Source organism: Geotalea uraniireducens Rf4, assembly GCF_000016745.1.
Taxonomy (GTDB): domain Bacteria; phylum Desulfobacterota; class Desulfuromonadia; order Geobacterales; family Geobacteraceae; genus Geotalea; species Geotalea uraniireducens.
The window spans coordinates 2,555,127-2,580,890 of sequence record NC_009483.1 but is presented as its reverse complement, the minus strand read 5'-3'; the positions used below and the strand labels follow the sequence as shown (position 1 = coordinate 2,580,890).

The 25,764-nt window shown below is 54.2% G+C and carries 27 protein-coding genes; 24 read left to right on the top strand and 3 right to left on the bottom strand.

What is annotated here, in order from left to right; genetic code table 11:
• The first annotated feature begins 185 nt into the window (after positions 1-185).
• The 14 genes from GURA_RS11275 (at position 186) to GURA_RS11215 (ending at position 11,038) form a co-directional block, all read left to right on the top strand.
• A complete protein-coding gene (locus tag GURA_RS11275; RefSeq protein ID WP_157046183.1) occupies positions 186-902 on the top strand; it encodes a DUF3793 family protein in 717 nt (238 codons plus the stop codon).
• Between the two features lie 81 nt (positions 903-983).
• Entirely contained in the window at positions 984-1,112 is a 129-nt protein-coding gene (locus GURA_RS23440; protein WP_011939101.1) for a FeoB-associated Cys-rich membrane protein, read from the top strand.
• A gap of 74 nt (positions 1,113-1,186) precedes the next feature.
• Positions 1,187-2,797, top strand: coding sequence for an alginate export family protein (locus GURA_RS11270; RefSeq protein WP_011939100.1), 1,611 nt, complete (start codon positions 1,187-1,189; stop codon positions 2,795-2,797).
• 177 nt (positions 2,798-2,974) lie between these two features.
• On the top strand, positions 2,975-3,157 hold the full coding sequence (locus tag GURA_RS11265; protein WP_232278899.1) for a BrnT family toxin: 183 nt from the start codon (positions 2,975-2,977) through the stop codon (positions 3,155-3,157).
• Positions 3,141-3,359, top strand: coding sequence for a hypothetical protein (locus tag GURA_RS11260; RefSeq protein ID WP_011939099.1), 219 nt, complete (start codon positions 3,141-3,143; stop codon positions 3,357-3,359). Before GURA_RS11265 ends, GURA_RS11260 begins: the two co-directional genes overlap by 17 nt.
• Positions 3,360-4,248: 889 nt before the next feature.
• The gene (locus tag GURA_RS11255; protein WP_011939098.1) at positions 4,249-4,587 is read left to right on the top strand and encodes a hypothetical protein; all 339 of its coding nucleotides are present in this window, start codon (positions 4,249-4,251) and stop codon (positions 4,585-4,587) included.
• Positions 4,588-4,598: 11 nt separating this feature from the next.
• The gene (locus tag GURA_RS11250; protein ID WP_011939097.1) at positions 4,599-5,486 is read left to right on the top strand and encodes a type II TA system antitoxin MqsA family protein; all 888 of its coding nucleotides are present in this window, start codon (positions 4,599-4,601) and stop codon (positions 5,484-5,486) included.
• Complete coding sequence (locus GURA_RS11245; protein WP_011939096.1) at positions 5,483-5,998, top strand: ImmA/IrrE family metallo-endopeptidase; 516 nt, start codon at positions 5,483-5,485, stop codon at positions 5,996-5,998. The genes GURA_RS11250 and GURA_RS11245 overlap by 4 nt, the downstream gene beginning before the upstream one ends.
• A gap of 44 nt (positions 5,999-6,042) precedes the next feature.
• Positions 6,043-6,297, top strand: coding sequence for a hypothetical protein (locus GURA_RS23435; protein ID WP_157046182.1), 255 nt, complete (start codon positions 6,043-6,045; stop codon positions 6,295-6,297).
• Between the two features lie 26 nt (positions 6,298-6,323).
• A complete protein-coding gene (locus GURA_RS11235; protein ID WP_011939094.1) occupies positions 6,324-7,364 on the top strand; it encodes a nucleotidyltransferase domain-containing protein in 1,041 nt (346 codons plus the stop codon).
• Between the two features lie 16 nt (positions 7,365-7,380).
• A complete protein-coding gene (locus GURA_RS11230; protein ID WP_198134464.1) occupies positions 7,381-9,087 on the top strand; it encodes an E2/UBC family protein in 1,707 nt (568 codons plus the stop codon).
• Positions 9,047-9,562 (top strand): Mov34/MPN/PAD-1 family protein, encoded by a 516-nt coding sequence (locus GURA_RS11225; protein ID WP_198134463.1) that lies wholly within the window; start codon positions 9,047-9,049, stop codon positions 9,560-9,562. Before GURA_RS11230 ends, GURA_RS11225 begins: the two co-directional genes overlap by 41 nt.
• 10 nt (positions 9,563-9,572) lie before the next feature.
• Positions 9,573-10,757, top strand: a complete 1,185-nt coding sequence (locus tag GURA_RS11220) for an SAVED domain-containing protein (RefSeq protein WP_011939091.1) — start codon at positions 9,573-9,575, stop codon at positions 10,755-10,757.
• 11 nt (positions 10,758-10,768) lie between these two features.
• Entirely contained in the window at positions 10,769-11,038 is a 270-nt protein-coding gene (locus GURA_RS11215; protein WP_041245410.1) for a hypothetical protein, read from the top strand.
• A gap of 95 nt (positions 11,039-11,133) precedes the next feature.
• Here the strand turns inward: GURA_RS11215 and GURA_RS11210 are convergent, their stop codons facing one another.
• Positions 11,134-11,430: a hypothetical protein gene (locus GURA_RS11210; protein WP_041245409.1), complete on the bottom strand. Its 297-nt coding sequence runs from the start codon at positions 11,428-11,430 to the stop codon at positions 11,134-11,136.
• Between the two features lie 90 nt (positions 11,431-11,520).
• On the opposite strand from GURA_RS11210, the gene GURA_RS11205 reads away from it, so the two are divergent.
• Positions 11,521-11,829, top strand: a complete 309-nt coding sequence (locus GURA_RS11205; protein ID WP_041245915.1) for a hypothetical protein — start codon at positions 11,521-11,523, stop codon at positions 11,827-11,829.
• A 21-nt stretch (positions 11,830-11,850) separates the two neighbouring features.
• On the opposite strand, the gene GURA_RS11200 is transcribed toward GURA_RS11205, so the two are convergent.
• The gene (locus GURA_RS11200; RefSeq protein WP_011939089.1) at positions 11,851-12,735 is read right to left on the bottom strand and encodes a DMT family transporter; all 885 of its coding nucleotides are present in this window, start codon (positions 12,733-12,735) and stop codon (positions 11,851-11,853) included.
• Positions 12,736-12,921: 186 nt separating this feature from the next.
• Between GURA_RS11200 and GURA_RS11195 the strand changes: the two genes are divergently transcribed.
• The 3 genes from GURA_RS11195 (at position 12,922) to sppA (ending at position 15,083) form a co-directional block, all read left to right on the top strand.
• Positions 12,922-13,401 carry a class II SORL domain-containing protein gene (locus tag GURA_RS11195; RefSeq protein ID WP_011939088.1) on the top strand — a complete coding sequence of 160 codons (480 nt, stop codon included), beginning with the start codon at positions 12,922-12,924 and terminating at the stop codon, positions 13,399-13,401.
• Positions 13,402-13,579: 178 nt separating this feature from the next.
• On the top strand, positions 13,580-14,026 hold the full coding sequence (locus tag GURA_RS11190; protein ID WP_011939087.1) for an AtaL-like protein: 447 nt from the start codon (positions 13,580-13,582) through the stop codon (positions 14,024-14,026).
• 85 nt (positions 14,027-14,111) lie between these two features.
• A complete protein-coding gene (gene sppA / locus GURA_RS11185; protein WP_011939086.1) occupies positions 14,112-15,083 on the top strand; it encodes a signal peptide peptidase SppA in 972 nt (323 codons plus the stop codon).
• A 67-nt stretch (positions 15,084-15,150) separates the two neighbouring features.
• Here sppA and GURA_RS11180 read toward each other — a convergent pair.
• Positions 15,151-16,706 (bottom strand): IS3-like element ISGur5 family transposase gene (locus GURA_RS11180; RefSeq protein WP_085949352.1). Its coding sequence is split into 2 segments (ribosomal slippage): positions 15,151-16,229 and positions 16,229-16,706, totalling 1,557 coding nucleotides; the frame shifts between segments, so codons are not numbered across the junction.
• Between the two features lie 493 nt (positions 16,707-17,199).
• Here GURA_RS11180 and GURA_RS25340 point away from each other — a divergent pair.
• The 6 genes from GURA_RS25340 to aspS all read left to right on the top strand — a co-directional run bounded on the left by GURA_RS25340 (position 17,200) and on the right by aspS (position 25,759).
• Complete coding sequence (locus tag GURA_RS25340; RefSeq protein WP_083764858.1) at positions 17,200-17,442, top strand: choice-of-anchor D domain-containing protein; 243 nt, start codon at positions 17,200-17,202, stop codon at positions 17,440-17,442.
• A gap of 848 nt (positions 17,443-18,290) precedes the next feature.
• Positions 18,291-20,240 carry an L-lactate permease gene (locus GURA_RS22820; protein ID WP_011937099.1) on the top strand — a complete coding sequence of 650 codons (1,950 nt, stop codon included), beginning with the start codon at positions 18,291-18,293 and terminating at the stop codon, positions 20,238-20,240.
• Between the two features lie 85 nt (positions 20,241-20,325).
• Complete coding sequence (locus GURA_RS11155) at positions 20,326-21,699, top strand: FAD-linked oxidase C-terminal domain-containing protein (RefSeq protein ID WP_011939085.1); 1,374 nt, start codon at positions 20,326-20,328, stop codon at positions 21,697-21,699.
• 81 nt (positions 21,700-21,780) lie between these two features.
• Positions 21,781-23,022, top strand: a complete 1,242-nt coding sequence (locus GURA_RS11150) for a (Fe-S)-binding protein (protein WP_011939084.1) — start codon at positions 21,781-21,783, stop codon at positions 23,020-23,022.
• Positions 23,023-23,097: 75 nt separating this feature from the next.
• Entirely contained in the window at positions 23,098-23,817 is a 720-nt protein-coding gene (locus tag GURA_RS11145) for a FadR/GntR family transcriptional regulator (protein ID WP_011939083.1), read from the top strand.
• A gap of 160 nt (positions 23,818-23,977) precedes the next feature.
• The gene (aspS, locus tag GURA_RS11140; protein WP_011939082.1) at positions 23,978-25,759 is read left to right on the top strand and encodes an aspartate--tRNA ligase; all 1,782 of its coding nucleotides are present in this window, start codon (positions 23,978-23,980) and stop codon (positions 25,757-25,759) included.
• Positions 25,760-25,764 lie beyond the last annotated feature (5 nt).

Sequence of the window (25,764 nt, the reverse complement as noted above, 5' to 3'; positions counted from 1 at the left end):
GCCCCTCACACATACATAAAGTATTTGTAAAAAACGTAGTTGAATATTTCTCCAAATATTTTATTGACAATAATGCAAACGAAAACTATTATCAATTTCAACGTCTGCGTGCAGCGGGATTGTCTGAGCTGTCAGGAGCATGGCGTTTCAGTGAAATGCTGGTCAGAACTTTGGGCGGGGGAATAATGGGAACCACAAATAGAGATCGGGAAACTCCTGCCATGAAAAGCATCACCGACCGTTCCATTACCCGACACAGGCCGATGTGGCAGGATTTTTCACGACGGTTCCCCGATGACAGGGACTGTCTAGCCTCATATCTTGCCCTTGAAACGGCTGAGGTGCTGGAAGGGGTAAAGCCGGCAAACCTGGTAAATATTGTCAATAAGCGTCGTTCCTGTGGGCGCAATCTGTACGTGCTCTGGAAGAAACAGGGTGCAGCATTACTTCAGGATAGCGGGTTAGAGGTGATCGAATTCGTCGATCGTGGCGATTCAGTGCTTCTGTTCCTGTATCGCCGGAGTGAATTAACAGCGTTGCTTGCCCGAAAAAGTGTGGCGATCATCCTACGCAAAGCAGGGTACACGGAGCCGGCCAACCTGGAGAAAACCCTGGCACAGTTGCAGTCCCGGCTTACAGAGGGAAATTTCCCCCACGAAATAGGGGTGTTCCTTGGCTATCCGCTAAAGGATGTCATCGGCTTTATGGGGTGGGCGCCGCTGCCTTTTTCATCGCAGGGGCCATGGAAAATTTTCGGTGATCCGCGGGAGAGCCTGAGTCTGGCCGAAGCCCATCGGCAGTGTCGTAGCCGCAAGGCTTGCCAGTTGAATCGGTGCGACGACCCGATCAATTGCCTGAAAATAGCCGTACCCCAGGTAGCGGTCTGTAACGGCGCTTATTAACGCCCATACAGTGAAAATGAATATCAATGCCACGCCTTTGCGGATATCACAGCGGAACTCTCCTGGGGCTGGGAGGTTGACATGGGAGCTTCAGACATTATTATAGCAGCTGCAATCCTGGCAGGCGCGGCGTATCTCCTCTATCGCTCCGTCTGGAAGAAAAAGGGGCACTGCCAAGGGTGCTCCAGCGGGAGCTGCGATAAAAAGTAACGGTTCATTTAACCTTGATTTTGCCGATAAGAAAGTAAACCAACCTTACATAGTGCCAGGAGGTCGTAACAATTATGAAAAAGTTTATGGTTCTTTTCCTTTCACTTCTCTTCTCCGCGTTTCTGTGCGGCGCCGCCCTTGCCCACGAGAGTCACGACGACATCCTGGGAAAGGTGCCCAGGGAGCACTGGACCTGGAAGGAGATCGCGGAGCTTGGCGCGAAGTACGGCGCCCTGAAAAAGCTCCCAGAAGGGGAGTCAATTGAGAAAAAGGATCTGGCAGCGTCGTTGCTGGCGGTGATGGAGAAGGCGCTGGAGAGGTGCGAGAGGGAGGGGAGCGAGGCGGTCCCCGCCGAGGACCTGGAGCGGATTGCCACCCTGCACGAGGCGCTGAAGGAGGAGATGGCCCGGTATGAAGGGTACCAGCTCCGGCGGGATGCGATCGAAAAGATGCTGGCCAAGCCGGAAGTGCCGGAGTTCGCATACAAGGTCGGGGTCAACGGCTTTCTGCGCGGCGAGGGGGTCGGCAATTTCACCCTGACCGATTTCAGCTACGTCCCCGGCCACGGCGAGGGGCGCTTCCTCTACCGGGTGAAGCCGTACGCCTACTGGCACCCGACCGACTACCTGGATATCCACGCGGAGGGGCAGGGGTACGGCTTCACCGGCGGGAGCCACCAGGAGTACAATAAGTTCTCCTTGTATCAGGGGTTTGTTGAGGCGAAACTCCCCGGCAGCGAGCTGTTCGCCCTGAAGGGGGGGCGCCAGGAATTCAGCTACGGAAGCACCTTCATCCTCGGCCCCGATTCGTTCTATGACGGCCTCTCGTTCGACGCGGCCAGGCTGCGGATAAGACCGGTCGAGCCGCTCACCGTCGATCTCCTGGTGGGTGCCTACGCCACCCCCTTCTCCGGTGGCATCGAGGGTAACCTGGCCGGAGCCTACGCCACCTATGCATTTTCCGAGGGGAACGCCGTCGAGGCCTATGCGTTCCGCGACTCCGGCTCGACCGACCACCATGCCGGGGAACACCTCGCCACCTGGGGGGCCAGGTTTACGGGGAAGGCAGGCCCGGTCGCCGTCGAATTCGAGCCGGTCTACCAGTCGGGGCGGACCTTCAACAGCGCGCGGGAGGCCAATGATCGGATCGACGCCTTCGGCGGCCATCTCGATCTCTCCGCAGAGTCGGTCCTGGCCGGCTACAACAACAAGTTCTTCGCGAGCTATGCCTACGGCTCAGGGAGCAGCAACGCGGCCAATGGCGTCTCGGTCGCCAGGGAATTCAGGACTCCCAACAACGACAACGCGCTGGTGGGGGACATGAGCGTCATCGGGGACATGTCCGGCGTCACCGTCAACGGCCATCATGCCAGCGGCCTGCAGATCTATACCCTCGGCTGGGGAGTGGACCTGACAAAGGATCTGAATTTCTCCGCCACCGGCCGCTATTTCCTCGCCAACAATGTCGAGGACGGCCTGAGCCGCCGTCTCGGCCTGGAGACCGACTTTACCCTGACTTACAACCTGGCGGAGGGGCTCTCTTTCCTCGTCGGTTATGACCGATTCTTTACCGGCGGATTTTTCCGGGATGCCTCCGGGAGCGGCGAGGATATCGATTACGGTTATTTCATGGTACAGTTCGATCTCTCCAAGAGTAAACCGCGGATGAAACCTGTCAAAGGGTAGTTACTGACGGCCGTACCCGGCCGCAATCATCCGCATGCGAGAAAACAGCTTGCAACAGGCTGGAATTGCCTTTACTATTAGTAATATGCAATTCGCCTGGGATAAGAGAAAGGCTGTGAGCAACCTGAAGAACACGGCGTTTCCTTCGCTGAAGCTGCTTCTGTTTTTGGTGATCCCTTGTCGTTGACATTTCCTGATCCTGACCATTCTGAGGATGAGGAACGGTTCATTACCATCGGCATGTCGGAGGCAGGACGGGTGCTGCTCTTTGCACATGCCGACCGGGCCGGGGCTATCAGAATAATCTCTGCAAGAAAGGCGACTCGCGCCGAGAGGAACTACTATGAAGAAAACGAGTAATGATGATGTGCGTCCCGAATATGATCTCTCCGCAATGAAAACGGGGGTGAAAGGAAAATATGCGGGAGAGTATGCGAAGGGGACGAATCTGGTCCTGCTTGAAAAGGATGTCGCCGATTTTTTCCCCGATTCGAAATCGGTGAACGATGCCTTGCGGTCACTCGTCCGGATCGCTAGAGCCAAGGCGAAAAAGGCGGCGTAAGGACAAGCCGGCTGTGACAGCCTTATACCTTTAACGGAAAGTAGCAGCCTGAGGCGCTGCTTGAAGTCATTTCTAGCATTCCTCTGCGTCCTCTACGTTCTCTGCGGTGAGAGAGGTAGATTGAGAGCAATAGTTCTGCACGTGAGGCCGCGACAATGCGGCCTTTTTCGTTTGTGCCGCCTTATGGAGGTTGTCAGGGTACGCCCATACGCCGGTAAGCGGGTAAATATCCAGGGTAGAAAGGTCCGTCGTGCTGACGGGACGGCTTTTTTGTTTGGTGGGTAAGAGGAGACATGGCTTGGAAGGCTGATCTTTCGAGGCCGGCTGGAGACTTGTCCAGTGACGAGGGATGACGCCCTCTGACAGAATCCCAAATCTGACTTAACAGGGAGTGAATTTAGCTTGAGTGGTGTCATCCCGTTCATCCTGTTCATCCCTGTTAAATTAGTCTTTTATGGGGTGTAGGTTATTAATGGATTGTTAAAGAAAGCATTTGCCTCTTGTCAAGCGCAGACCCTTTTTCCCTTCTAAAGGTTGACACCGAGTGCATCCAGGGTGTAAATAGAAAGCTGATTTTATTGCGTTATGCGGAGTTTTTTTGGATGGGTGATAAAAAGTGGAATAGATGCACTGCGTGTAGATAAAAGCCGCCGGGTCAGGGATATGCTGATTGGCGGCTTTTTTGATTTCTGGGGTATTGTTGCATGTTTTCGAAATTACGAATATAGCTGAGCTGATAGCTTTGTCCTTGCTATCTGCGATGACAGAGAGTTGTAGCTCGGTGAAATCAGCAGCAAAAATCATGGAATGAGAAATTAATTGACATCAAAACACCAATTGGTATATTAATAATAACACCAATTGGTGCAGTATGTTGTCTGGGGTATGTATGACACCAATTGGAACGGAACTGGATGATCTTGTCCTCAAGAGAATTAAGGATGCCTATCTGGTGGGGAAGATACGTAAAACCAGGGATTGCATGGACGACATGGATCGCGCCAAGCTCTACGAGGCCGATGTGGAAAAGGTCATCATGGCTGCCGACACTATTGAGAAGGCCATGCCGGCAACGAGCGAGCGGGCAAGCAATCCGCACAACACCCACTATGTGATACAGGGGACCAGCACCACCGGGGTGGCGGTTTACTGCAAGGTGTGCAGCAACTACCACCCGCAGACCGGTGAATTCATCGGCTGGAAGCTGACCTCTTTCACGATCAAATAGAGGAAACGACCATGATCTGCACGAACTGTTTTGAGGCCGAATACCGCGCTGCCAAAACCGAACTTACCATAACCGTCAACGACGAGAGTCACGTCTTACACGACCTTGATTGCGAAATCTGCCCGGCCTGCGGGGAGGTGACCTTTACCCATGCCCAGAGCCTGGAGATCGACAAGAAGAGGATCGCCATGGAGTTCGGGCTGAAGCCGCTCCTGACGCCGGAGCAACTGAAAACGTTGCGCCGCGTTCTTGATATGAAGCTGGACGAGATTTGCGATCTGCTGCAGATCGGGCGCAATACCTACGGCCGCTGGGAACGGGGAGAGGTGGCGATCACGCCGTCAATGAACCTGTTGGTGCATAACCTCATCGAAAAGGTGCCCGATGCCCGCGTCAACCTGTTGCAGAATGAGCGGACCACCGCAATACAAAAGGCCAATACATCCCTGCTGGAGCAATATATCTCCTTTGGCGAATACATCAGGGAAGTGATTGCCGCCACCAGACTCTTGCCCGATGTGGTCTGCGCTTCTCTGGAAATCGAACCGGCGGACCTGGTAAAGATTGAGAATAACGACTTTCCGCCGGAAAAGATTTCTCCCGACGTTACGGCCAGAATCGTCCGGTTTTTCGGACTTACTCTCGACAACCTGAAGCGGCTGCTGAATGCAACCCTCTCCATCTTTGACATGAAAAACTCCGTTACCATGGTGCATGCCCGTTCTACCTGTTACGACGCCAAGGGAGCGGCGGTACAGTCAAGCAGTGTCAACAAGGTCCTTGAAAAACTGGCGCAGAAAAAGGGGAGCCCTCAGGAGCAGAAGCTGGTAAGCGATGACTATCTGGCAAGGGTGAAAGCTGCCCTGGAGCGCCTGGATCAGGCTGGAGGCGGACAATGATCGCGGCAAACTACACCTATGCCAGAGAGATGGCGCGAAAGATTCTGAAAAAGCACAAGATCAACGAGGTTCCCACGAACCTGCAAGTAATCTGTGAGAGCCTCGGCCTGGAATATGTCGAGCTCGACGATCCGGATGAACTTGATGGGATGATTCTGGAACTAGACGGAACTCGGGTTGCCATGTTGAACAAGGCAAAACCTTTCGTTCGTGCCCGTTTCACCCTGGCTCACGAGTTGGGTCACATCTTTCTCAACCACGACAAGCGGGAGTTTTACGATGCCGAGGTGGCGCGGGAATATGGTGAGGATATGCCGGAAAATGCCAAACCGCCTAAGGAACAGGAAGCGGATGCCTTCGCTTCGGAACTGCTTATACCGGTGGAACAGTTGAAGAAGTATCAGTCGGATTTGAAGAATCCGGACAAACTGGCGGGGATCTTTCAGGTGAGTAAACCGGCGATGACAATTGCGATAGCGAATTTTTTCGGGTCGGCGAGGAATTTCAGGTAGTTGGGTTTGTGAAATGCCGAAAAATATTGCTCAAGGAGAACATCATGACAAAGGCAAAAGTGACAGGTTCAAAGGCTGCAACAAGTGCATCAAAAACCCTGACAAGCGGCAGTACTGCTCCAAAATCGAAAACAGCGGCTGGTAGTGCATTATCTCAGACCAAGGCACCGGCGAAGGTTACATCTGCAAAGGCGGCAACAGCGGCCTCAAAGGTATTGAGTGACGGACGGACAAATAAAGATTCAAAGACCGCGGCGGGGAGTGCATTGGCGCAGAGGCAAGGAAGAGGGAAGAAGTAGATCACTTCGTTATTCAGGGAGGCAATATGGCTGATGTTCAAAAATATTTTGAGACCTTTCATGATGCAATAAAGCTCAAGAAGTTCGATGAAAACCAGATCCTGAGGGAAAAACGAGACATCGTCCTTGATAAACTGAAGTCACGTCTGAAGACTATTTTCGAGGAGAAGGACGAACCGGTTCCCACGTACCAGACTTTTGACCAGGGGAGCTATAAAATGGGTACCGGCATTATCCCGCTGGACAGCGACTACGATATCGATGTCGGGGTGTCCTTCAACGTCTCGAAAGACAACTATCTGGACCCGGTGGAGGTCAAGGAATGGGTATATGACGCCTTGAACGGACACACCAAGAAAGTCGACATGAGAAGGCCATGCGTTACCGTTTTCTACCAGAAAGGAGACGAGCCGGTTTATCATGTGGACCTGGCTGTATATTCCGACGAGTCGTGTAACTCAGACGGCAAGAAATACCTAGCGAAAGGGAAACTGAATTCGTCCGACGATAACAAATGTTGGGAAATCTCCGAACCACAAAAGTTGGCGGATACGGTCGGGGACAAACATGCGGGAGACGACAAGAAACAATTCGTCATGGTAATACGGTATTTGAAGCGGTGGAAGGATTACAACTTCTCTTCCAACGGAAACGCCGCGCCAATCGGCATAGGCCTGACCATCGCGGCATACAATTGGTTCACCCCCAACAAGACCTTAATGGACATCGTGGCGAGCACGTACAAATACAACGACCTGCAGGCAACAAGGGGTGTTGTCAATGGGATGCTGAACAATTTCGGCGACCGACTGAGAGTGTACCTCCCAGTTGAACCCTATTCCGAGTTGTTCGAGAAGATGACCGACAATCAGATGGCAACTTTGAAGGAGAAACTGGGCAGTCTGCTGGAGGCCCTCGACTCGGCCGCCAGCGAAGTGGACCCGGTAAAGGCATGTGAAACCCTGAAAAAGGTCTTTGGGGACGATTTCCCTGTTCCGGAAAAACCTGACACCGGCGAAAAAAAGAGCCGCGCCATATCCACGGCCAGTGCCTCTGCACATGCTTAATTATGATGAATCCTTGTTGAAAGAGGCACTTGAAACATGCCTACTGGTTAAATCTGTTGCGGAACTCCACCCAAAGCGCCTGGCAGAACCGTGGGCCAAGGACCGCTTTGTTTGCCGTAGCTACAAGCTGGTAATTGAGTTGAATGGGGTGCCGGTAGATTTCTATTTTGGGGTCAAGAAGTCCTTCCCGTTATCTCTTCCGTATATCTTTCTGGCGCAATGGGATTCGTTTGGCATCCTCCCTCATGTTGAAACAGACGGGTATATATGTTACGCGCAGGAGGATGGCTCTGTCCTCGATTTCGACGATGTTGCCGGAATAGCCCAGGAGGCACTTTCAAGGGCCATACAGGTTGTCGTAGATGGCATTTCTGGGAAGAACCATCAAGACTTCCTTGACGAGTTCGGAGCGTACTGGGACCGCCTCAAAAAGGTGAAGTTCTTTACCTCTATTGTCTCGCCTGGCGACCAGGTCAAAAGAATCCATCTTTATAAAGTTAAAGGTGGGGCAGGGTACCTTGCAGACGATGAGCAGAGTTACAAGAAATACCGCAAGATTAAACCCCATGTACCTTGGAAACATTATCCTGCCATCTACATTCCGTTGCCCATTGGGACAGTCATCACTCCGCCTCACCCTGACAAGTTCTGGGAACTCCTCGATATCCGCAAGATAGTCTTCGACAATCTGCGGGCAGACCAGAAATCCGAACTGCTGTCGCTCTTAACAAAACCTCATCACGAAGAGGTGATTCTTCTCAGCCTACCCAGGGCCTCCGATGGTGAAACGCTCTTTGGAATCAAGTTCAAGGGGGTCAATCATGAGCACCCATTGCACGAGGCAGGGAGGGCAAGTGAAATAATCCCTTTGGCCATAACCCGGAGAGACAAGGAGTATCTTCTCCCCCGGGGCGGAAGCAACCTGGCATTGCGCGAAAAACGTGTACTGCTGCTTGGATGCGGCTCCGTTGGTGGATTCATCGCCAACGAACTGACTCGTGCCGGCATCTTGCGATTGACCGTCCTTGACAAGGATGTGCTGACTCATGAGAATCTGTTCCGTCATGTTCTCGGGAAGAAACATGTCGGCAAGAATAAGGTCGATGGCATCAAAGACGACATCGAGGGAAGACTGCCATTTGTCGAGGTGCTTCCAATCCCCTTGTCTCTTGAGAATGCGCTGGAATCGGGAAAAATCAAAATAGGGGATTTCGACCTCATAATATCCGCCCTTGGGAATGTCACGGTAGAACTGGTCTTTAGCAAGTACATTCATGGCATCGATTCACCCCCGGTCATCTTCACCTGGCTTGAGCCATATGGCATTGGCGGGCATGCGCTTCTTACGAGGAACGGCTCCAAGAAGGGGTGCCTTAAATGTCTGTATCAGCCCGAGGATGGGGATTTACGGTGCCGAGCATCATTTGCCGAAAAAGGTCAGTCTTTCGCCAAAAACATTAATGGCTGCCGAAATGTCTTTACGCCGTTCGGGTCGCTCGACGCCATGAAGACTGCCGAACTCGCTACGAGGCTGGCTATCGCCACACTGAATGGCGACATCAAAACAAACCTGATTCGTTCATGGCGGGGCGATGCTACGGAGTTCCTGAAGAACGGCAAGAAACTGTCGTCGAGGTATTCCGCCTCGAACGACCATTTTATTGAGGAAGCTAATTACCACTTTGAAGAATGCCCTGTCTGCCATGAACCTGAAACTGTGTGATAACCTGGTATATGCCCGGCCAAACGGCGGCCGAATCAAACTTCCGGTCGAGGTGATAGCATCCATCCATGGATATATCCAAAATGACCGGCATAAACCGGAAGGCGGCGGCGTAATGTTGGGGCGCTACATTATCGACTCGCAGGATGTCGTGATTGACAAGATTTCTTTCCCGATGCCTGGAGACAGGGCCACGAGGACAACTTTCTTCCGGAAGAAGAGGGCGCATCAGCAGGTAATCGATAGGGCATGGGAGGCCAGCAATCATACCTGCACCTACCTGGGCGAGTGGCATACCCACCCGGAACCACATCCGTCGCCGTCAAGCATCGACGATACCAACTGGAAAAGGAAGTTGAAAAATGACATAGTCGACAGCGATAGTCTCTTCTTTCTGATTGTCGGCACCTCTGAGATGCGGATGTGGGAGGGGCACAGACGTTCGAGAACGATTACAATGCTGAAATTATTGTAATGGAGGGTTTATGGCAGAAGTGCCAGAAAAAAAGAAGAAAGCAGGTCGCATAAAAATTCCCGACAAAGTTGTCAATCAGCTTTGGGCACGAGCAGCCGGACGTTGCCAATTCCGCGGCTGTAATGACATTTTATATTCTGATGATTTAACCAAACTGCACGACAACCTGGCGGTCATTTCTCATATTATCGCCTATGAACCGAACGGCCCAAGAGGGAACCCCGTTGACTCTTTTCGCCTTGCAACTGATATTTCGAATCTAATGCTTACATGCAGAAAACACGGTAAAATTATTGACAGCATTGAACACGTACCGAAGTATCCAGTTGCACTGCTTCGTGAATACAAAACAGAGCACGAAAAAAGAATCAAGGTGCTTACTGGAATACAAGAAGACTCAAAGACCCATGTCCTTATTTTCCAAGCGCCAATTGCCGGAAAAACTTTCCATATCGACCAGGCGCATGCTTTTCAGGCAATTCTACCTAAGTACCCAGCTGACGAAAATGCGTACATAATCGATTTGTCAGATATACCGGAAAAAGAAACAGGTGAAGGATACTGGCCATTCTTATCTCGAATTATCAAAACAAAGTTCGATGAGATTTTTAACCAAGGCGTCAAAAGGAGAGAATTCAATCATATCTCTGTTTTTGCATTGGCACCAATTCCACTGCTGGTGTTTTTAGGTAATCTTATTGGTGATAAAAGGACTGTTGACCTCTACCAAAGACATCTTAAAACCGATGACTGGAAATGGAAGGAAAGTCCAGAAGAACTTTCTGAACAGTATTATAGTTTGTGTGGCCCGGAGGAACACGACCCTGATGCAAAGACAGCTGTAATTATCTCCATAAGCAGCAGTGTTAACAAGTCTACTGTCTCTGCGGTTATGGGAGATGAATATAATTGCTATGAATTATCGGTGGCTAATCCTAGCCGTGATTTTCTTTCTAAGCGATCAAAACTCAAGACGTTCAGCTATGAGTATAGGCGTTTGCTGGAAATTTTGCGCACAAACAATGGGCACAATAAGCCAATCCATCTGTTTTGCGCAGTGCCAGCTCCCGTTGCTATTGAATGTGGGCGTTTGCTCTTACCGAAAAGCGACCCACCAATTATGGTCTACGACTTTATCAATGACGCTGGTGGATATACTTGCGCACTCGCCATAAACAGAAGTTCTGTAGAATAGGAAGGTGACACATGGAAGCAAATCCGAAGCTTTTCACCCTTGTTAGGAAAATCGACCCCTCGGGCATCAGCGGCACCGGAAGAGTTCTCGATGGGGTAATCTTTCACACCGGACAGGTAGTAACCTGTTGGCGGACGGACCTGAATGTAAAGGACAAGGGCATTGACGCGTATAGCACAATGGGTATTTATCCTTCTTACGAGGCGTTTCTGCATGTCCATGTAAAGCCTCATCCGGAAGGGAGCAACGAAGTTATCTTTTTGGAGAATACGGAACAATAAATATTTGTTTAAACAAACCGAAGAAGATGCGTATTTCATAAATTCGTGGTGGGACGCTCTTGTCTATCTACTGCTATAATCAAGCTTACGACATGTCATAAGATCCTTGCCATTCCATAATCCCCCTGTAACATGATGATGTTATCTAAATGGTCACCCGCAGTAATCACTAACACCTTGGAGGGATTGACCATGGAATTTTCAACTATCAAGTTTGGGCTCGAGATTGCAGCTGTTTTTATCGGCGCTCTCTGTATCACTTTTTTAGCGTACATCATGCTCTTCAGTAAAAAATCAACCGGCCCCCTGTGAAATATCGGCAGGTTTTCGCACCTGTTTGAATTCCATGCTTTCATTGAATGGCCTGCACTCGCAGGCCATTTCTGTTCCATTTCTCACTTTTGGAAGGCGATCCGACTAAAATCTCCGCAAAATGCGGTACAATGTTCCATACCCATTGCATGCACGAACAGAAGGAAATCATGCATCTTATCCAGATACTGTTGCCGCTCTACGATAATGAGGGGAAGCCTTTTCCTCAGCATGAATTTGAACTGGTGCGGGACGAACTGACGGAACGTTTCGGCGGTCTTACCACCTATGTCCGCTCTCCTGCAAAGGGGTTATGGAAGGAAACCAGTACCACGACGGTACATGATGATATCGTCATCTATGAAGTGATGACGGAGCAACTGGACCAGGACTGGTGGCGGGGCTACCGGGAGGAACTGGCTGCTCGCTATCGCCAGGAGATGCTGATCGTTCGGGTCAGCGAGGTGCAACTCCTGTAGGAACCCTTGGGAGCTGCGGTTTTATCTTCCCCCGATCACGATCAGCGCGACTCCCGCAATCATCAATATTCCCCCCGCAAGACGCTCTCCCAGACCATCCTCCCGAAACAGAAAGTATCCGTACAGTATCCCCATAAGCAGGCTCAGGCGTTTTACCGCGATCATGTACGCAACGTTGGTCAGACTCAAGGCAACTACTCCGGTGATGGTTTCCACAAAACTGAAGAACGCCGGAAACAGGGCTGCCTGCATAATCCCCGTTTGTTTCATGAACCTCAATTCGTTTCGCCCTTTCCAGAGTGCCACAGGCGTCAAGCAGAGAAAAACCAGCATCGGATAAAAGCTGGCGAAAAAGAGCGGGGACGAGACGGAGATCGCCTTTTTGCTCAGGGTGGCGGTGAAGCTGTAGAGGACGGCGACCCCGATCATGCAGAGAGATCCTCGCTCCTTGAGGATCGCCCGGAAAGGAGACAGAATACCGTTGCCGTGTCTGCTCAGGTTGAGGACATAGCTTCCCGCGGCGATGAAGAGGACGCCGATCCCGCCGGTTAAGGAGATCCGCTCCCCCAGAAGAAGGTAGGGTATTACCAGTAGAAAGAGTGGTGTCAGCGCCAGGAACGGCACCGTCAACCCGAGTGGCGAGAGTTTGAGCGCCTTGATGTAGAGGATTAGAGCCACCAGTTCGAGGGGGAGGGCAATTAGAATCGTCAGCAGGAACTCCGGTCCGAGGGTTGGCTTTGGGGTCGACAGCAGAAGGACGGTGAGGGGAGGGAGCATCAGGAGGAGCCGGAGCCAGGCAACGAGATATTCGTTGTACCGGGCAGCGAGTGCCTTTTTGGTAAGGGCGTCGCTGGTGGCAAGGGAAAAGGCGCACAGCAATGTTATGGGAAGCCAGAGCATCTGCATGAAACAAGATTAGCGCATTCCATGGAAATAGGAAATGAAAGGAAAAGAGAAGTGTGAAGTGGGCGCAGACATGGAAAAGAGGGCATTACACCCGTATTGACTTACCTCTTCCGCGCGTTAGAATTTGAAGAAATCAATATCGTGCCGTCGCTCTTGTGAGTTGCGGCTTCGCTAAGGAGGCAGAGAATGGACAGACGGACATTTTTGAAAACCGCGGTCGCCGGTTCCGTGGCTGCGGGGTTTGCCGGGACGGCCTTTGCGGCCGAATATTATTTCCCTGCCCAGGTGGACCAGTCGCTTTTCGCAGGGATCAACCGGGCGAAGGACCCAGCCAAAAAGAGCGGACTGGAGAAATCGCATGCGCCGGTGCTTACCGCTCCGTCGACGGTGAAGGCCGGGGAGCCGTTCACCGTCGAGGTAGCGGTCGGCGAGACCCTCCACGTCATGGGGCCAAGCCACTGGATCGGGTCCATTGAACTGAACATCGGCAACGAGCCGGCAGGCAGGGTAGATCTGCAGCCTAAGGGGTATCTCAAGCCCAAGGTCGCCTTTACCGTGGTGGTCCCAAAGGAAGCCGTGCCGTCGGGTAAGGTGACCCTGGTGGCGAAACAGCAGTGCAACCTCCATGGCCTGTGGGAAGGGAGCCTCGATATCACAGTGAACTGATCCGCCGAGACGCGTAATCCTGACATGGCCCGTCTCCCGGGCCATGTTTTCATCCCCTTCCGCACCACATAAACCATTTACTACGATTCCCTAAGTCCGACAGACTCCTGGCAGCGAAAAAGTTCAAAACAATGGTATTATTGTTAGCGTGTTTAAATCTTTGCCGTGGAGGTGACAGATGCTGATCAACACATTTCAAACCCTGGTGCACGCCCAGCCGGCTACGATCTGGAAGATACTCATGGACCGGGTGGAGAACCCGCAGAATTATCTGCATGGCGTGGAGTCGGCGCGGATCGTGGAGCGTTCAGCCGGGGGGGTAGTCAGGGAGATGCTGTGGGAAGGGAAGCGCGTGCGGGAGAGGATTCTTCCTGAGGAAAATGAAAACCGCGTTACCCATGAGTTGCTGGAGCACCCCATTTACGAGGGGCGACTCATTACCCGGCTGGTGCCCACCTCGGTGCAGAACCCCATGGCACCGGTCGACCTGCAGATTGCCGTTGAGCTGGAGCGGAAATCGTTCAAAGTGGAAGGACTTGTGTCGACAGAAGCTGAGCTTGTCGCCGACATTGAGAATGAGTTGCAGTTTCTGAAGGCGAGGGCGGAGGAGATGGAACGGGGATAACGAAAGTGAAAGCCCGTCAGTGCGGAGAACATGGGATACGACCTGATAAGCGCAGTTCAAAACCTGATAGATGGAGGGAACGTATATGGCAAGAAACTCACTTTGGTTGGGGATGGTTCTCCTTGCTCTCCTTCTGAACGGCTGCACACTTTTCAACGTGGGATTGATGCACCCGGTCAGTCCTCTTCGGGAAACGGTCATTGAAGGGGAGGGGAAGCCAAAGCTGCTCCTGCTCGACATAAGCGGGATCATCACCGAGAAGGAGAAGGGTGGACGGCTGAAGCAAAAACCGTCAATGGTGGCAGAGGTCAAGGAGGCGTTGCAAAAGGCGGAAAAGGACGACGACATCGCCGGGGTCATCGTCAGGATTAACTCGCCCGGCGGCACGGTGACCGCCAGCGACATCATCCACCATGAGTTACTTGCCTTCAAAGCGCGCAAGAAAGTGCCGGTCTACGCCTGCATCATGGGTATCGGCGCATCGGGGGGGTACTACGTGGCGACTGCTGCCGATGAAATCAGCGCCCATCCCACTGCTGTCACGGGAAGCATCGGCGTGTTGCTGATGCGCTTCGAGGTGGAGGGGCTTCTGACCAAGATCGGCGTCAGCGAACATACCGTCAAGTCGGGCGACAAGAAGGATATGCTCTCGCCGTTCAGGCCGGCCACGCCTGAAGAGGAAAAGATCATCCAGGATGTCATCAACCGGCTCTTCGGCCGTTTTGTGGATGTGGTCCAGGCAAGGCCAGGCAATAAACTGGAGCGCAAAGAGCTGGAAATCCTGGCTGACGGGCGCATCTATACGGCAGAGCAGGCATTGCAGGCGAAGCTCATTGACCGGATCGGCTACCTGGACGATACCGTGTCCGCAGTGAAAAAGGCCGGCAACATCGAGCAGGCGAGGGTCATCAGCTATTATCGGCCCGGCAGCTACCGGGGGACCATCTATTCGGGCGAAGCGGACGCAGCCAACCAAGCCCTCAGTCTCATCAGCATCAACGGGGACGGCCTGGAAATGCTGTCGGACGCGGGTTTCATGTACCTGTGGAAACCGTGATATTCAAGAGCAAAATGTTAAAGCAAAACCGGCGGGTGTCAAGGTAGTTGTCGCCTCTGTTGAATTTTTATGCGGCGTCAAGAAGTTCGACTTCCGCCGTTGGTTCAGGGTTAAGATAAACTGTTTCCACTGGCTCCCAGTTTCGGATGTTTTTTGACCAGCGGTTTGGGTTTTGTTGCCGGGCCTTCTCGTATATCTCCCGGCGGTTTAACAGGATGGCTTTCTCCCGGCCGAAGTGGCGATCGTCCGGGGTGACGAAGCGAATGCCGCTGTGCAGATGCTCCGTGTTATACCAAGCGACGAAACCATCAACCCAAGTCTGGGCCGCTGCCAGACTTGAAAAAGGCCGACTCGGATAACCAGGTCTATATTTCATGGTTCGGAACAGCGCTTCTGAGAAAGGGTTGTCGTCACTGACCTGTGGCCTGCTGAAGGAAGGAATTACGCCCAGGCGCTGGAGAGTAGCCAGCATGGTCGCCCCTTTCATCGGGCCGCCGTTGTCGGAGTGAAGAATCAGGCCTTCCGGATTGATGCCGAGCCTGATACAGGCTTTCAGAAACAGCCTGGCGCTATAGTCATTGGATTCTTTTAAAAACACCGTGGACGCTACGATCTTGCGGCTCCAGACATCCATGATCATGTAGAGATAAAAGAACTGCCCAAGAATCGGGCTCTTCAAGTAGGTGATGTCCCATGACCAGACCTGGCAAGGACCGGTAGCCACATGTTCTTTTGGCTTGCGGCTGGTGGCGGGCCGGGAGGGTTCCCGGTGAGTCATCAGCCCATCGTCTTTGAGCACCCGGTAGAAACTCGATTCCGACGCCACGTATATTCCCTGATCGGCCAATTGCGGCACGATCTGTTTCGGCGAAATATCCCGAAACGCCGGGGAGTTTGCAATATCGATGATGTTCTGCCGCTCCGACGGAGCCAGCTTGTTCGCCGGTTCTGCGACTGGCCCATGTCGCCGATCTGCTCCGTCATCCTGGAGATTCCAACGCTGGAACGTGCGAATGCTCAGCCCGATGGCGACAACGGCCGATTCAAGTCTCGCTCCGGAATGGGTTGCCTCTTCAATAAGTTGCCCGATCATCTGCCGTTCCTCTTGTCCGTGGGCTCGTCCTCGCCCCCCCAGATCGATTGGACTTTTTTTTTGAGGATCAAAATCGCGGCGGCCTCGGCCAATGCTTTATCTTTGCGCAGTAATTCTTTTTCCAGTGCATGAATTTTGCGAGTTTCCTCTGATGTTTTTGAGGAAGGCCGAGACGGTTTTTGCAGCCCCGAAAGCATCATGGCGCGCCACTCGCGTAACTGTGCTTCATGAATTCCATTGCGACGCAGGAAGGCGCCAAGTTGATCTTCGGCAACCGTCTCGGCTTCGATGACGATTTTGAGCTTTTCTTCGGCAGACTTGTCTTGTGGGCGCTTTGGGGACATTGTTCTCCATGGTGCTTCAGAAATTGGGGAGTTACCAGATTCATTCACGACATTTGCGTCTCGAAGCCAGCGAGAGAGTGATTGTTGGGGAATTCCCACTTCTCGGGATAGAGCTGAGGCCGAGACGCCATTAGGGCAGGCCATCTTGCGAACCAGGCTGGATTTGAATCCTTGTGTGTATGTCATTATAGATCCTTGCTGCCCCCAGATGTTGAAAAAATACGGGTCGCCGGCTTTTGCCGGTCCCGGTCTTTCGAGCTGAATCGCAAGCTCGCTACGCTCGTTGCAATTCAGCTCGAAAGACCGTGGCTAAACAACCCATCTGAGGCGACAACTATTCTGACACAGGGGGAAACTTGACTCACGCGACGACGCAACGAAAGGCTTTTAAACAAATTATTGGTTCTTGGTTTTTAAACGTTGCGTCGTTGCGCCGTTGCGTGAAAATTGTTTGGTTTCGGCCTTGCCAGCTAACGTTGATATATTCCAGTCGAGCTACCTCCATGTTGTAGATTGCCCGCCTTTATCGGCGGGCTTTTTTTCGCCAAAGCATCCGGTCGCCGACAAGCCGTCAGTGATTGGTGATTAGTTGCGTATAATTATATTTTCTTGAAAATATTTCACCGCCGGGTATTATACATCGGCGTTTCATTCTTTCATCATCAGCAATACCGGTGCGATGTGTCTGGCGGTGAGCTCCATCGCTGTCGCCGGAACGGACGCCGGACAGTTCAGCGTCACTCCGGGGAGCTGCGGCAGCCTTACGCCGACCTTGGCGCCCAGTGGGAGCTGCACGGTCAACGTGGCTTTCTCCCCCACAGCGGATGGCGCCCGGAGCGCCGCCTTGCGGATAACCTTGAACTCCGCTAGTCATCCGGTCCTGGATCTCCCCCTGCGCGGTACGGGATTCAGGTATGGGTAAGACTCCTGGACCAGGCAGGGAACCTCACAACGATCGTTAGTCCTGTCATTTTCCTTGAGGAGGGGATCTATCGCATTACGCCACCCGCCAGCCTCCAGACCGCTTACAATGCCGCTGCAGACAATGGGCAGCTACTTCTTACGTCAGTCGGCAGTTTTGTCGAAAGTCTCGACTGTAATCGGCAGGTGAGTGTGACCATACAAGGTGGGTGGGATGCCGCCTACGCGAACAGGTCCGGCTTCACCACCCTGCAAGGTTCGCTGACGGTCAGCGACGGGACGCTCACTGTGGAGAACCTGGCGATCATGTAGTAACGCAGCGAAGCTGGTGAAAATTGCTAAAACGGCCGTTCCGGGAAACTGGAGCGGCCGTTTTTTTGTGTGCTTACATTTACTTTTTCTCTCGCTCCTCGTTCCCGCACCAGGTCCCGGAAAGGGGTCTCTGCTATTGGCGGGAGGTGTGGAAGGGGAAACCGTTTTACGTTTGCGCCTGCAGCTTCTGCTGCAATATGGAATTTATCAAGCATCGGTGCCTCCCTCGTTTTTAAATTGTAATACCATATTACAAAACATGGTATTTAATAAATGTAGGCCAGTCAATGGGTAGACGGTGCTGCAAGAAAAAATACTTGACAGTTGTTTGGAATAAAGGATAAATGGTAATACCAACATGTATAACCGGGTTTGATTGCAGGTATATGCACCGCATTTAACCTGGTTTCAGAAGATGCCAAATAGCATGTTGAGGCTTACGGCAAGAAATGGGAGGCCACCTGAATAAAGTTCGAAACATAAACGAAACCATACCCGTCAACCCCAACAGAGCAGAGTAAAGAGAGGAGAACTGTCATGCCCTGGATTCAGAGCTACACCCCGGTAGGAGGAAGTCTCGGTTTGTCGGCACTGGTTGCTGCCATTCCACTCGTGGTAATTTTCGTCTGTCTCGCCGTGCTGAAGATGAAGGCCCACAAGGCAGGACCACTGGCAGTTGTGTCTGCCGTTGCCATCGCCATTGCCGTATGGGGGATGCCGGCCAAGCTGGCCGGTCTCGCCTTCATGCAGGGGGCGGCCTTCGGCCTCTTCCCGGTTTTCTACATCGTCATCACCACTTTGTTCCTGTACAACATTACCGTCAAGGGGGGGCAGTTCGAAATCATCCGGGCCTCGTTGGCCGGCGTGACCGCGGACCGTCGTATTCAGGCACTTTTGATCGCCTTCTGCTTCGGCGCCTTCATCGAGGGCGCCGCAGGATTCGGCACGCCGGTAGCCATTGCCGGAGCCACCCTGGTGGGTCTCGGTTTCCGTCCGCTCTATGCCGCCGGTGTCTGCCTGATCGCCAACACCGCGCCGGTTGCCTTCGGCGCCATCGGTATCCCGGTAGTAGCCCTGGCCGGCGTCATGGGCTACGGCGACGACGGCATGATGAAACTCTCCACCATGGTCGGCCGCCAGCTCCCCTTCATCTCCGTTGTCATTCCGTTCTACGTGATCATGATCATGGTCGGCTGGAAGAAGACCATCGAAGTGCTGCCGGCCATCATTACCTGCGGCGTCACCTTTGCCGTCTGCCAGTGGGCCACCGCCAGCTACCTCGGCCCCTATCTCCCCGACATCATCTCCTCCCTGGCTGCCATGGCTGCCCTGGTACTGCTGCTGCGCGTCTGGAGCCCTAAAGAGAACTACGTCTTCGACCACGAAGCGGCCAGCAAAGGTGTCGAGCAGCATCACTATACCGCCGGCGAGGTGTTCCGCGCCTGGTCACCCTATCTGGCCCTGACCGTGATGGTGCTGTTGTGGGGCATCCCCTCCATCAAGGCCCAGCTTGACAAGAGCAAAGTGGTCATCACCGTGGCCGGCCTGGATAATATGATCGTCAAGAAGGTCTCCAAGCCCGAGGATGGTCTCAAGAAGATCGCCAAGGTGAACGAGGAGATCGACAAGCAGCTGGCCACCCTCTCCCCGACCGATCCGAAACAGGCCGAGCTGGCTGCAAAACTTAAGGAGCTGAAGGGGCTTGAGGATGCCTTCCTGCCGGTTGAAACAGGCCTTGCGGGCAAAGGCGCGGTGCTGACCGACGAGCGCCTCCAGGCCTGCGACCTGGTTTCCAAGAAGATGACCGAAACCAAGAAGCTCTGCGGCGAACTGGTGAAGATCAACGGCGCCAAGAAGGACCAGTTCAAACCCCTCGAAAAGGCGGTCGCCGACCAGCTGCCGATCAAGCTGGCAGCCAAGTACAATTTCAACTTCATGTCCGCCGCCGGCACCGCCATCCTGATTGCCGCCTTCCTCTCCGCGCTGCTCTGCGGTGTAGGTATGGGAGATACCATGAAGATCGCCGGCAAGACCCTCTACGACATGCGCTTCCCGGCACTCACCGTAGCCTCGGTGCTCGGCCTGGCCTACGTCATGAACACCTCGGGCATGACCAACTGCCTCGGCCTCGTCTTCACCAAGACCGGCCACTGGTTCCCGTTCATCGCCCCCTTCCTCGGCTGGCTGGGGGTCTTCCTGACCGGCTCCGATACATCCAGTAACGTGCTCTTCGGCGGCCTGCAAAAGGCCACCGCCGAACAGCTCGGCTTGAACCCGATCCTGACCGGCGCGGCCAACACCAGCGGCGGCGTCATGGGCAAGATGATCTCGCCCCAGTCTCTGGCCGTGGCTACCGCCGCCTGCGGCATGGTGGGCGAAGAGGGCACCCTGTTCCGCTTCACGCTGAAACACTCGATCTTCCTGACCATAGTGGTGGGTATCATCGTCTATCTGCAGGCGTATGTCCTCCAGTGGATGATCCCGTAAAGGAAATACTGTAGGGGCGGCCACCCGTGGCCGCCCGTGAAAAGGGCAACCACAGGTGGGCGCCCCCTACGTGGACGGAGAATATATGGAACCATCATTCATCAAAGAGCTGCAGACCATCGTCGGCGAACAGTACACCCTGAGCGATCGGGAATCGCTGGCGGTCTACGGCTACGACTCGACGCCGGAGATCGAGAGCCTGCCGGGAGCAGTTGTTCTGCCGGCAACGGCGGAAGACGTCAGCCGCATTCTGCGGCTCTGCCATGATGCCGGGGTGAGCGTTACTCCCCGCGGCTCGGGCACCAACCTGTCGGGTGGCTCCCTGTCGGTCAATGCCGGTGTGGTGATGCAGACCAGCCGACTGAACCGCATCATCGAGGTCGATGAGGAAAACCTGACGGCCACCGTTGAGCCGGGGGTGGTCACCAGTGCCCTGCACCGGGAGGTGGAGTCGCGGAGCCTGTTTTACCCGCCTGATCCGGGGAGCATGAACATCTCCACCATGGGGGGGAACGTTGCCGAGAACTCGGGAGGGCTTCGCGGCCTGAAATACGGGGTCACAGCCGACTATGTCATGGGGCTGGAGACGGTACTGGCCAATGGCGATCTGCTACGCACCGGCGGCAAGGTGGTCAAGGACGTGGCCGGCTACAGTCTCAATCCGCTGCTGGTCTCATCCGAAGGGACCCTGGGGTTCTTTACCGGCATCACCGTAAAGCTGATCCCCAAACCGCAGGGCAAGATCACCATGCTGGCCCATTTCCCGGTGCTGCAGGATGCGGCTCTGGCGGTTTCGGCCATCATCGCCGCCAAGGTCATCCCGGCCACACTGGAGTTCCTCGACAAGGTGACCATCAAGTGCGTCGAGGACTACGCCCATGTCGGCCTGCCGCTGAACGTGGACGCCGTGCTGCTGATCGAGGTGGACGGCCACCCGGCGGTGATTGCCGAGGAGGCCGCGGCGGTGGCGGAAATCTGCAAAAAATATCGTTGTTCATTCTTCCAGACGGCGCAGAACGCCGACGAGGCGCTCAATCTGGCGGCTGCCCGCCGCACTGCCCTGTCCGCCCTGGCACGGCTCAAGCCGACCACCATCCTGGAGGACGCCACCGTACCGCGCAGCTGCATTGCCCCGATGCTGAAGGTCATCCAGGAGGCGGCCGCGAAGTACAACGTCACCATCGGCACCTTCGGCCATGCCGGCGACGGCAACCTGCATCCCACCTGCCTGACCGACGAGCGGGATCAGGACGAGATCCGGCGCGCCCATGCCGCCTTTGCGGAGATCTTCGACGTCGCCATCGCCATGGGGGGGACCATCACCGGCGAGCATGGGGTGGGGATCGCCAAGAAGAAGTACCTGCCACGACTGGTGGGGGAGTCGGGCATCCGGGTCATGCGGGGGATCAAGCAGGCATTCGACCCGAAGGGGATATTGAACCCGGGCAAGGTGTTTTAACAACGGGGACTGGGGATTGGGATTGGGAAGAACAAAGAAAAGACCCGTCCGAGTTCCCAGTCCTGAATTACGGGGTTTACAATGGACTACGTCAAACTGATCAACTGCATGCGCTGCGGCATGTGCCTACCCGCTTGTCCGACCTACAAGGAAACCTTTCTCGAAACCGCCTCGCCTCGCGGCAGGGTGGCCCTGGTGCGCAAGCTCCAGGAAGGGGAACTTGACCAGTCGGAACGGCTGCTGGAATACCTGTCGCTCTGCCTGGACTGCCAGGCCTGCGCTTCGGCCTGCCCCTGCGGCGTCAATGCCGGCGAACTGGTGGCGGAGTTCACCTGCGAGCGGAAGGGGGAAGCCGGCCTCGGTTTCATGGAAAACCTGATCCTGCGCAAGCTGGTGCCCCATCCCGACCGTCTGGAGGCTTCCATGGCACCGATGCGGGTCTACCAGCGGAGCGGCCTGCAGAAACTGGTCAGGAGACTCGGCGTCCTGAAGATGTTTCCCAAACCGCTGGAACGGATGGAGGGCCTGCTCCCTGCGCTGCCGTCCAGACCGTTGCGCCAGACCATCCAGGAGGTCACCCCTGCACGGGGTACAGAACGTGGCACGGTCGGTTTCTTCCTCGGCTGCGTCATGAGCCTGATCTTCTCCGAGGCCAGCCGGGCCACCATCCAACTACTCTCGCTGCTGGGCTACCGGGTGATCACCCCGCGCGACCAAGTCTGCTGCGGCGCTCCCAATATGCTGGGGGGCGATCTGGAGGGGTTGAAAGAGGCGGCACGCACCAACGTTGAGCTGTTCGGCGGCTTCGACGTCGATTACATCGTCACGGATTGCGGCGGCTGCGGGGCTGAGCTGAAGAAGTACGGACATCACCTGGACGGCGATGCCGCTGCGGAATTTAGCGGCAAGGTGCGCGACATCTCCCAGATCCTTGCCCTGCATGCCGGGGAGCTGCGGCAGCTGCTCAAGCCGCTCGGGAGGCGGGTGACCTATCACGACCCTTGTCACATCGCCCATTGCCAGGGAATCCGCCAGGAGCCGCGCCAGCTCCTGAAACTGATCCCCGGGCTCGATTATCGGGAACTGAATGAGGCGGACGCATGTTGCGGCAGCGCGGGTACGTATAATATCCAACGGCCGGAGATGGCGGACAAGGTGCTGCAACGAAAGGTGGACAACATCCGCCGCACCGGCGCCGATTGCCTGGTTACCGCCAACCCCGGCTGTCTGATTCAGCTGAAAAAGGCGTTGGCAGCCGATGCCCAACCGGTCAGGGTGGCGCATATAACCGAGCTGTTGCTGGAGAGTTTTATGGTGAAATAAACATATGCTTGCCATTAAAACATATATATTGTATGAAAAAGGGGTTAATGCTAACCCTTTTTTCATTGGAGCGCCATGAAGTTCAAACCGATCAAGCCGAAGAAAATCTCCACGCAGATTGCGGAGCAGATCCGTACATCAATACTGTCGGGCGAGTTCAATCCAGGCGACAAGCTCCCGCCCGAGCGCGAACTGGCCGAGTTGTTCGGCGTATCCCGACCTTCTGTCCGCGAGGCGCTCAATGTTCTGGCTGCCTCCGGCCTGGTGGAGGCATTCCAGGGCGGGGGGACCGTGGTCAAGTCCCTCGTTGAAACGCCCACCGGCACTCCGCTCTCCGAATTGATCAGGGGGGAAGGGGAACGGGCCCTTGACGTTATCGAGGTGCGGAAAGGGATGGAATCCTGGACTGCCTATTACGCTGCACAAAGGGCTTTGCCCGAGGATATCGTCAGGTTGCAGGCAATCGTCGACGCCATGGCCCGGAACCTGGATGGGGCAAAGTCATCCGAGGACCTGGACGCAAATTTTCACACGGTGATTGCCAGGGCAACCCATAATGTCGTCTGGCTGCATATGATGCAGAGTATCTTTGACGCCATGAAGGAGTTTCAGCGGAATGTCTGGCGGGCGGTTTATCTGACCGAAGAGGATCACAAGATGCTTTATACCCATCACCGAAGCATTTTCGAGGCGATCAGAGACAAGAATCCGGAGCAGGCGCGGGATCTGATGCTTTTACATCTGACCTTTGCCGAACAACGCAGCAGCGCCTATGTTGCCCGGGGACGGGAGTAAATTGCTCGTCTCTTATTTATGATAAGGCCTTGCGGAATGTCCGTAAGGCCTTTTTAAATAAAATTTATAGATAAAGAACGGCATTATTCCTTGAAGCGTCATTTCTTTTTGAGTATACTTGACCGGTTTTTTAACTGAGAGGAATAGGGGGATGGTTTAAATGATAGATTTTCTCGGAGGCTGGAAGAGAACCCATTATTGCGGAGCTTTGACCGCGGGTGATATAGGGAAAGAAGTGGTGCTGATGGGATGGGCGCACCGTCGGCGCGATCATGGCGGGTTGATATTCGTTGACCTGCGCGATCGGGAGGGTTTGGCCCAGGTGGTTTTCGACCCGGATAACAGTCCGGCGGCACACAAAAAAGCTGAAGCGATCCGCAATGAATATGTGGTGGCAATACGGGGCAAGGTAATACCCCGCCCTGATGGCACGGTCAATGCGAACCTCAAGACCGGCGAAGTGGAAGTGCTGGTATCGGAATGCAAGATGCTCAATCGCTCCAAGGCGCTTCCCTTTACCCTGGATGATTATGTGGATGTGGCTGAAAACCTGCGCCTCAAGCACCGTTATCTGGATTTACGTCGTCCGGTTCTCCAGGAAAACCTTATCCTCCGCTCGAAGGTTGCCCAGATTACCCGTCAGTATCTGACCGGTAATGGTTTCCTGGAGCTGGAAACGCCGTTCCTCACGAAATCGACGCCTGAAGGTGCCCGCGATTTTCTCGTCCCGTCTCGGATCAACCGGGGTGAGTTTTATGCCTTGCCGCAATCTCCGCAGCTTTTCAAGCAAATTCTGATGGTATCGGGTTTTGACCGCTACTTTCAGGTAGTCCGCTGTTTCCGCGATGAGGACCTGCGCGCCGACCGGCAGCCGGAATTTACCCAGATCGATTGCGAGATGTCGTTCATTGATCGTGAGGACATCATAACCGTCATGGAGGGGCTTATTGCCCGGATATTTACCGAGACAAAGGGGGCGACGGTAAATCTCCCCATCCCGCGCATGACCTATGCCGAGTCAATCCGCCGCTTTGGCGTTGATAATCCCGATCTTCGTTTCGGGCTGGAACTGGTCGAGTTGTCTGATATCGTCAAAAACGCCGGATTCAAGGTGTTTGCCGATGTGGTGGCCGGCGGCGGGATCGTCAAGGGGCTGAATGCCAAGGGGTGTGGCGGCATGTCGCGCAAGGAGATCGACGACCTGACCGAGTTCGCCAAGATTTACGGTGCAAAGGGTTTGGCTTACGTGAAGATGACCGCCGAGGGGTGGCAGTCACCCATCGCCAAATTCTTTACCGCTGAGGAAATCTCGGCCATGGACAAGGCATTTGACGCCAAAGAAGGCGATCTGCTTCTCTTTGTCGCCGACAAACCGAAGGTCGTCAACGATTCGCTGGGTAAGCTGCGCAATCACCTGGCCAAAAGTCTCGGGCTGCTGGATAAGGATACCTTTAATTTTGTCTGGATCACCGACTTCCCTCTTTTGGAGTGGGACGAAGAAGAAAAACGGTGGGCTGCCGTACATCACCCATTCACCGCTCCGATGGATGAGGATCTGGAATATGTTGAATCCGATCCGGGCCGCTGTCGCGCCAAGGCTTATGATCTGGTGCTGAACGGCAACGAAATCGGCGGAGGCAGCATCAGGATACATCAGGAAAAAATTCAGTCTCTTATGTTCAAGATGCTTGGCCACTCCGAGGAAGACGCACGGACCAAATTCGGTTTTCTGCTGGATGCCATGGATTACGGAGCTCCGCCCCACGGTGGAATCGCCTTTGGTCTTGACCGCCTCATCATGCTTCTCACCGGCAGTGATTCGATCAGGGATGTCATCGCTTTCCCCAAAACCCAGAAAGGCGCCTGTCTGATGTCTGAGGCGCCGTCTGCTGTAGATATGAAGCAATTGCGAGAACTCGGGCTGAAAACGGTCGTCAAATAAAGGTA